Below are 7700 nucleotides of genomic sequence, written 5' to 3'. Positions count from 1 at the left end.
ACCCCGGCCCGGCGGGGGGCCCCCTCGCCCTCGGGTGGGGGGCCGCGGCGGGGGGGGGGGGGGGGGGCGGGGCGGCCCCCCCCCCCCCCCCCCACGGCTACCCCCGGCATCAGGCGGCCTGGTGACCGTTGGGTACCTCAGGCTCGTGCCGATGTGTCATGCGGTGCCACCACGACCGCGGCTTCCCGCCGTTGCGGTAGTACTCCTGGACGCGGCGGGCGTCCTCCCGCAGGGCTGCCTGCCGGTAGTCCATCTCCGCCTTGATCGCCTCGGGCGTCCACTCCATCTGACTCACTCCTCAGTGCGTTTCTCTCGCTTGCTGACAACGATGAGATTGCTCCTGAGGGGTGGGCCCTCACATCGGACGATCACCTAAGGCATCGCCGCAAATCCCTTACGCCGGTGCTGCCGCAGCCCGTCAGGGGCTCCGGGTGGCCGGGTAAGGTCTTGGACCGAACGGCGCATTTCGGGCACGACGGGGTTTCGTGATCTCCTCGGGTGCGCTTAGGTCGGACGGACTCCACGAGCGAACGTGGAGGCCTGGGGGATATGGGGGAACTGAGGCATGCCCTTTTCCAGATCACGCGCGGCCGTGCTCGGCATCGCCGTCGCGACACTGGCGGTACTGGCTCCGGGGGTGGCGCACGCCGACCCGCCCGGCAACGACGACTTCGACTCGCCGACGGTGATCAGCACGCTGCCGTTCACGGCCGAGCAGGACACCTCCCCGACGCGGGCGGTCGACGACCCGCGGCTCGACTGCTCCAACAGCCCTGTCGTGGGCTCGGTGTGGTTCACCTACACCGCCACTGAGGACGGCCTGCTGCGCTTCAGCGCCGCGCGGGGCGGAAACAACCTGGCAGCGGGGGCCTACACCGGTGAACGCGGTGACCTGCGGCCTGCTGGACTCGACTACTGCGCCGGTTTCGTGACCAGCGCGGCGACGGTGCGGATCACGGCAGGCACCACCTACCACCTGATGGTCAACGACGACCGCCGGCTCGGCAGCGCGCTGAAGCTCACGGTCGACCGGGTCACCGCCCCGGCCAACGACGACTTCGCCGACGCGAAGGTCGTGGCGTCACTGCCGTTCACCGGCGAGCCGGCCGACTTCGGGGCCGCGTCCGCGCAACCCGACGAGCCGTTCGGCAGCTGTTCCTCCGAGGGAGCCGCTTCGGTCTGGTACCGCTACACGCCGGCGCGGAACGAGTTCCTCCTCACCGAGACCGAGTCGGCGTACGTCACGGTGTACGAGGGAACCACGTTCGAGGACCTGCGAGCGCGCAGCTGCGCCCCGTTCCCCGGCTACGGCGGGCGAGTCGTCGAGCTGACGGCGGGCAGGACCTACCACCTGCAGCTGACCGGGTCGTCGATCACCGGTGCCCGGCTGAAGCTGTCGGAGGCGCCGGAACTGAGGACGTTCGTGAGCTACACGAACTACGGCGACCAGTCGGTCTACGACACGGCGACCAGGTTCGAGGTGAGCCACGCGTACGACTTCGACTCGCCGGTGACCAGCGAGTGGGACTTCGGCGACGGCACGACTCTGCCCGCGACCGGAGTGAAGGAACAGCAGCACCGCTACACCGCGGAAGGCTCGTACACGGTGACGGTGCGGTCGAGGTCGGCCGACGGACGCACCAGTTCCGGCACGCAGACCATCGTGGTCAAGACACGTGACGTCGGCATCACGTCGTTCAGCACGCCGAGCGGGACCATTCCCGGCAGGCCGGGGACGCTGACCGTCGGACTCGCGAACCACCGGTACGCGGACAGTCCGCGCGTCGAGTTCTACAAGAGCGTCGACAACGACTGGAAGTACATCGGCGAGCGGACCGTCCAGATGGCGGCGGACAGCACCGCCGAGGTCTCGCTTCCCTACCGGTTCACCACCGAGGACGCGGCGGTCGGCAAGGTGGCGTTCCGCGCCGCGGTGTACCTCCCGTCACCGGCGCGGGACTCCCGTCCGGACAACGAGGTCGTGTCGATCCCGACGTTCGTGCTGCTGACGAACCCCGGTCCCGCGCACGACGCCACCATCACCGGGTTCACCACGCCGGCCAACGCCGCGCCCGGCGAGCAGAAGCCGATCACCGTGCAGGTGCGCAACGACGCGTTCGCCGAACGCGCGGTCGTCTCGCTCCACCGGCTCGACGGAGGGTTCGGGACGCTGATCGGCGAACAGACCGTCGACCTGCCGGCGTCCGGCACGATCGACGTCCCGTTCGCGCACACCTTCACCGCCGAGGACGCCCGGATCGGCAAGGTCGCGTTCCGCGCGTCCGTGCGGCTGACGTCGTCGAGCGACTCCCGTTTCGCGGGCAACGTGGTGACGGCGGTCGCGACCACCGTGGGCAGGCCGGCGACCGCCGCCGTCCTGAACTGATCTGGGGGGATCATGAGACACATCAAGCACTTGCGCGTTCCGCTCGCCGCTCTCGCCGCGGCGGTGATCGCGACGTTCGCACCCGGAGTCGCGCTCGCCGCACCGGCGGGCGACGACTTCGACAGCGCGACCGAGATCACCGCGCTGCCCTTCACCGGCGCGCTCGACACCACCGGTGCCACCCGCAGTTCCGACGACCCGTACGCCTGCGACGGTTTCGGCGACTCGACCCTGTGGTTGCGCTACACCGCGCCCGCCGACGGGATCGTCCGGCTGCGCCTGCAGAGCGATCGCCGCTACACGTCCTTCGGCGTCTTCACCGGGCAGCGCGGTGCGTTGACCACGGTGCCGGGCACCTGCACCTACACGCCTGAGAGCACCTTCCAGGTCACCGCGGGGACCGTCTACCACGTCATGGTGAGGGAAGGGTCCGCGTGGGAGAGCGGACCGCTCGGGCTCAGCCTCCGCACGGTGTCCCCGGAGCCGAACGACAACCGGTCCGCGGCACGGGTGACCACGCTGCCCGCCACCCACACCGGCGACCTCCGGCTGGCGGGTTCCGAACCCGGCGAGACACCGCCGAGTTGCAACCCGCAGGCCACGCAGTCGGTCTGGTACCGGTACACGGCCACCCGCACCCGGTACGTCAGCGTGGGCATCGACCGCGGCTCGATCAGCGTCCACCGCGCCGGCGATCTGTCCGAAGTGGACTGCGTCACCGGGTACGAGGACGCCGTCTTCGCCGCGACCGAGGGCGAGAGCTACCTGATCCGCGTCACCGAGTCGGCGCAGAACGCCACGGCCTTCCGGCTGGAGATCGGCACCGCCCGCGCGCTGTCCCCGCAGATCAACCCGTATTACGGCTCCGACGGCCGGGCGGCCGGAGCTCAAATCGGGTTCTCGGTGTACTCCGGCGACACGCACAACCGGAACCTGGTGAGCGGCACCATCTCGTTCGGTGACGGCACTTCGTCGCCGATCGAGGGCGACTACTACACGCACCGGTATCAGCGGGACGGCGAGTACCAGGTCACCATGACCGGCTCGACCCGCGACGGCCGCACCGGCACCGCCTCGGTGACCGTGAGGATCGAGACGCACGACGTGGCCATCACCGGGTTCGTGGTGCCGGCGGGGATCACGCCCGGTGAGACGAAGCAGGTCAGGGTGACGGTGGCGAGCCCGTTGCGGGCAGAGGAGGTCAAGGTCTGGTTCTTCCGGGCCGGTCCCTTCAGCGGGCAGGACCAGCTGATGGGTCACCTCACGCAGCAGGTGTCACCGGGCGGCACGACCGAGTTCCCGTTCGTCTACACCTTCACCGCGCAGGACGTGGCGGAAGGACAGGTGACGTTCCGCGCGGTCGCCACGTTCACCAACGAGCAGATCAAGGACGCGAAACCGGCGGACAACGAGGCCCGGGCCACGTCGGCCCTGCATCCGCAGTAGGCGTCGAAAGGGGCGGGGTGCCGAAAGCACCCCGCCTCTTTGCTGTGTCCGGCCTACTTCTGCATGGCCGTCACGTCCGCCGCCCACTGCCACGGCGCCGCGGTGCCGCCGGGTAGCGAGTTGAAGTACTCCCAGCCCGCCACACCACCGAAGTTGGTGTACTTGGTCTTGAGGCTGCGCACGGTGTTGCCGAGCGTCGTCATGTTCACGTAGCCCGACCCGCCGTTGGCCGAGTTGGTGAGCACGCCGAGCACGACCTTGTTCGCCGGCATCAGCCGCCGGTTGATGATCTGGTCGTAGTTCGCGGTGCTGCCCGCGTTGCCCCAGCCGTTGTAGAACTGGCCGTTGAACCACGCGATCTTCGAGCCGTGGCTGCGGTACAGCTCCTCGTAGTTGAAGCCGGAGAGGTTGCCGCCGCCCCAGAGCGCGCTCGCCACCGGTGACAGCGTGACGATGAAGTTCGCGCCGAAGTCGGTCTTCAGCTGGTCGATCACGCGCCGGATGCCCGCGATCGACATGCGCTCCTCCACGTCGAGGTCGACGCCGTTGAGCTTGTAGGTGCGGATCGTGTCGCGCAGCAACGGGTAGTAGGTGTCGAACTGCGTGTCGAGCCGGGTGAACGAGCCGGGCGCGGCGCCGCCCACCATGCCGATCACGTTGACGCCGCGGGCCTGCATCGCGGCGAGGTCCGCCCACATCTGCGTGTAGCGCGAGTGGGACGGCGGGTGGTCGTTGAGATGCACGATCCTGTTGTCGTTGAGGTGGATCGCGGCGACCAGGACGTCCGTGACGCCGGTGTTGCGGTCGAGCAGGGGCTTGGGCGAGACGTACGTTCCGGTCGCGCCGTTGCTGTACTGGGTCTGGTAGTAGACGACGGTGCGCTTCTGGGTGGCCGCCTGGGCCGGTGGCGCGGCGAGCGCCACCAGCAGCAGGGCCAGGAACAGCTTCCTCATGCGTTACCTCGCAATCCGCAGGGTGATCACTTGGAACGGGCGCAGCACCACCTCTGCCGACGCGTCGGCCAGGGGCCGTTCGAGCAGGTCGGTCTCCTGGATCCGGGTGTGGGCGAAGGAGGTGCTGATCGAGGCGCGGGCACGGCCGCCGTGCGCCTCGTAGAGCCGGACGATCACGTCGCCCGACCGGTCGTCGGCCAGCTTCACGGCCTCGACCCTGACCGCGGGGTTGTCCGTGCGCACCAACTCCTCCGGTGCGTTCGAGCCGCGGACTGCCCGCGGCGGCAGGTTGATGCGGTACCCGGCGTCGATGGCCTCCGGGATGCCCGCGCCGACCACGAGGGCGTAGCGGAAGCGGTGCTCGCCCTGGTCGGTCTCGGGGTCGGGGAACCTCGGTGCGCGCAGCAGGGACAGGCGCACGGTCGTGGTGGTTCCGCCGTCTTCGCGGGTGGTGCGGGTGACCTCGTGGCCGTAGGTCGAGTCGTTGACCACCGCGACGCCGTAGCCGGGTTCGCCGACGTGCAGGTAGCGGTGGGCGCAGATCTCGAACTTCGCCGCCTCCCACGAGGTGTTCGTGTGCACCGGGCGGTGCAGGTGGCCGAACTGGGTCTCCGCCGTGGAGACCTCGGCGCGCAGGTCGAGCGGGAACGCGATCTTGAGCAGCTTCTCCCGTTCCTGCCAGTCGACCTCGGTGTCGAAGTCGACCTGCTTGGCGCCCTCGCGCAACCGGATGGTCTGGGTGAGGACGGAGTCGCCGAACTTCGCCCGCACCACGACGCCGTCGGAGTCGTCGACGCGTTCGGACGGGATCAGGTCGGCCTTCCAGTTGCGGTAGAACGGGTCGATGTCCCAGGCGTCCCACTGGTTCGGGTTGTCGCGGTGCAGCTGTGGCATGCCCGCGAAACCGTGCGGTGGCAGGACTTCGCGGTCTTCTTCGAGGTCGAGAACGGACGTGACGATGCCCTCGGTGTCGATCGTGACGCGCAGCCGGCCGTTGTCCATCACGCCGTCAGCCGGTGCCACGAACGGCCTCGGGGGGCCTCCGCCGAGCACGTCGAACGTCAGCTCGTCGTCGCCGTCGCCCTTCAGCGCGTCGATCGCGGACGCCGTCAGCGCCTTGAGCTCGGACGCCACGCGGGCGTAGGTGGCTTCGGCCTCGCGGTGCACCCAGGCGATCGAGCTGCCCGGCAGGATGTCGTGGAACTGGTGCAGCAGCACGGTCTTCCACAACCGGTCGAGCTCGTCGTACGGGTAGTCGGCGCCTGCCAGGGCGGCCGCGACGGACCAGTGCTCGGCCTCGCGCAGCAGGTGTTCGCTGCGGCGGTTGCCCTGCTTGGTCCTGGCTTGCGTGGTGTAGGTGGCGCGGTGTTTCTCCAGGTACAGCTCGCCCGCCCACACCGGCGCGTCCGGGTACTCGTCCTGCGCGGCCTGGAAGAACTCGCGCGGAGGCTCCACGCGGACGGTCGGCGAGCCTTCGAGGTCCGCGACGCGGTGCGCGGTCTCCATCATCTCGCGGGTGGGGCCACCACCGCCGTCGCCGTAGCCGAACGGCACCAGGGACCGCGATGCCTTGGCGTGCTCGGCGAACTGGCGTGATGCCCGTGCCAGCTCCTCGCCTGAAAGCGACGAGTTGTAGGTGTCGACGGGCGGGAAGTGCGTGAAGATCCGCGTGCCGTCGATGCCCTCCCACCAGAACGTGTGGTGCGGGAACTTGTTGATCTGGTTCCACGACAGCTTCTGGGTGAGGAACCAGCGCGAGCCCGACAGCTTGATCAGCTGGGGGAGTGCCGCGCTGTAGCCGAACGAGTCGGGCAGCCAGACCTCCTCGGTCTCGACGCCGAAGTTGTCCAGGAAGAACCGCTTGCCGTGCACGAGCTGACGGGCCATCGCCTCGCCGCCGGGCATGTTCGTGTCCGACTCGACCCACATGCCGCCGACCGGCACGAACTGTCCACTCCGGACCTTCTCGCGGACGCGGTCCCACACGTGCGGGTGGTGGTCCTTCATCCACTCGTACTGCTGGGCCTGCGAGCACGCGAAGTAGAAGTCCGGGTACTCGTCCATCAGCTTGGTGACGTTCGAGAACGTGCGCGCGCACTTGCGGACCGTCTCGCGCAACGGCCACAGCCAGGCGGAGTCGATGTGAGCGTGGCCGATCGCGGAGACCTTGTGCGCGGAGGCGTTGGCGGGCAACGCGAGCACGCCGGCCAGCTCCGCCCGCGCGAGGTCGGCGGTGGCGGCCACCTCGTTGAGGTCCAGCGCGTCCATCGCCCGGTCCAGCGCGTGCAGGACCTTGTGCCGGCGCGGGTCGTGGTCCGGCAGCTCCTTCATCAGACTCTGGAGCACCTCGATGTCGAGCATCAGGTGCCACACCTGCGGCTGGAACACCGCGAGCTCGGCCTTGAGGATCTTGTACAACGGCTCGGTGCCCGCGGTCGCCTTGTCGCCCAGCGCGGTCGGCAGGAACGGGTGGAAGTCGAGGATCGTCGGGTTGCCCGCGGCCTCCAGGTAGAACAGCACCTCGGAGCCGTCGACGGGCAGGTAGGTGTTGCGCGGCTCGATGCCCTTGATGGGCACGCCGTCAGCCGTGTACGCGAGGCCCTCGGACTGGAAACCGGGGCCGGGGTGGGTGAAGCCGAGGTCCAGCACGACCTCGACCTGCTTGCCCTGCCACGCCTGCGGGACGCTGCCGGTGAGCCGGAACCAGCTCGTGCTCCACGGCGCACCCCAGGCGTCGCCGACGCGCGCGGGTTCGTAGGTGGCTTCCAGGGCCTCTTCGACCGGGACGGGCTCGTCCGGAACGGTCCAGACGGCGAGTTCCAGCGGCGCGGTCTCGCCGTAGACGGCCGGGCGGATGCGTTCCTTCAGCGTGCGGTTGAGTCGTTCTTCCAGCAGCGCGCGTTCGTCGTGCACGT

Annotated in this window: 5 protein-coding genes; 2 read left to right on the top strand and 3 right to left on the bottom strand. The window is 69.4% G+C overall.

Annotated features, from left to right (window positions below):
* Positions 1-109: 109 nt before the first annotated feature.
* On the bottom strand, positions 110-286 hold the full coding sequence (locus tag ACIRG5_RS37975) for a hypothetical protein (RefSeq protein ID WP_319981727.1): 177 nt from the start codon (positions 284-286) through the stop codon (positions 110-112).
* 279 nt (positions 287-565) lie between these two features.
* Here ACIRG5_RS37975 and ACIRG5_RS37970 point away from each other — a divergent pair, with 279 nt between their 5' ends.
* The gene (locus ACIRG5_RS37970) at positions 566-2386 is read left to right on the top strand and encodes a PKD domain-containing protein (protein WP_402914171.1); all 1821 of its coding nucleotides are present in this window, start codon (positions 566-568) and stop codon (positions 2384-2386) included.
* A 12-nt stretch (positions 2387-2398) separates the two neighbouring features.
* A complete protein-coding gene (locus ACIRG5_RS37965) occupies positions 2399-3832 on the top strand; it encodes a PKD domain-containing protein (protein ID WP_402914168.1) in 1434 nt (477 codons plus the stop codon).
* Between the two features lie 53 nt (positions 3833-3885).
* On the opposite strand, the gene ACIRG5_RS37960 is transcribed toward ACIRG5_RS37965, so the two are convergent.
* Together ACIRG5_RS37960 and ACIRG5_RS37955 are read right to left on the bottom strand one after the other, a co-directional pair.
* Positions 3886-4785 (bottom strand): chitinase, encoded by a 900-nt coding sequence (locus tag ACIRG5_RS37960; RefSeq protein WP_402914166.1) that lies wholly within the window; start codon positions 4783-4785, stop codon positions 3886-3888.
* Positions 4786-4788: 3 nt separating this feature from the next.
* A complete protein-coding gene (locus ACIRG5_RS37955) occupies positions 4789-7698 on the bottom strand; it encodes an alpha-mannosidase (protein ID WP_402914163.1) in 2910 nt (969 codons plus the stop codon).
* Positions 7699-7700: the final 2 nt, after the last annotated feature.

It is taken from the genome of Lentzea sp. NPDC102401, from assembly GCF_044765805.1.
In the GTDB taxonomy this organism is placed as follows: Bacteria; Actinomycetota; Actinomycetes; order Mycobacteriales; family Pseudonocardiaceae; genus Lentzea; species Lentzea sokolovensis.
Note: the sequence above shows the minus strand (reverse complement) of the source record. Positions and strands in the feature narration are given on the sequence as shown.

Excerpts from the sequence above, each read along its gene's own strand:
- ACIRG5_RS37970 (WP_402914171.1), top strand. The coding sequence starts at position 566 with ATGCCCTTTTCCAGATCACGCGCGGCCGTGCTCGGCATCGCCGTCGCG.
- ACIRG5_RS37975 (WP_319981727.1), bottom strand. The coding sequence starts at position 286 with ATGGAGTGGACGCCCGAGGCGATCAAGGCGGAGATGGACTACCGGCAG.
- ACIRG5_RS37960 (WP_402914166.1), bottom strand. The coding sequence starts at position 4,785 with ATGAGGAAGCTGTTCCTGGCCCTGCTGCTGGTGGCGCTCGCCGCGCCA.
- ACIRG5_RS37965 (WP_402914168.1), top strand. The coding sequence starts at position 2,399 with ATGAGACACATCAAGCACTTGCGCGTTCCGCTCGCCGCTCTCGCCGCG.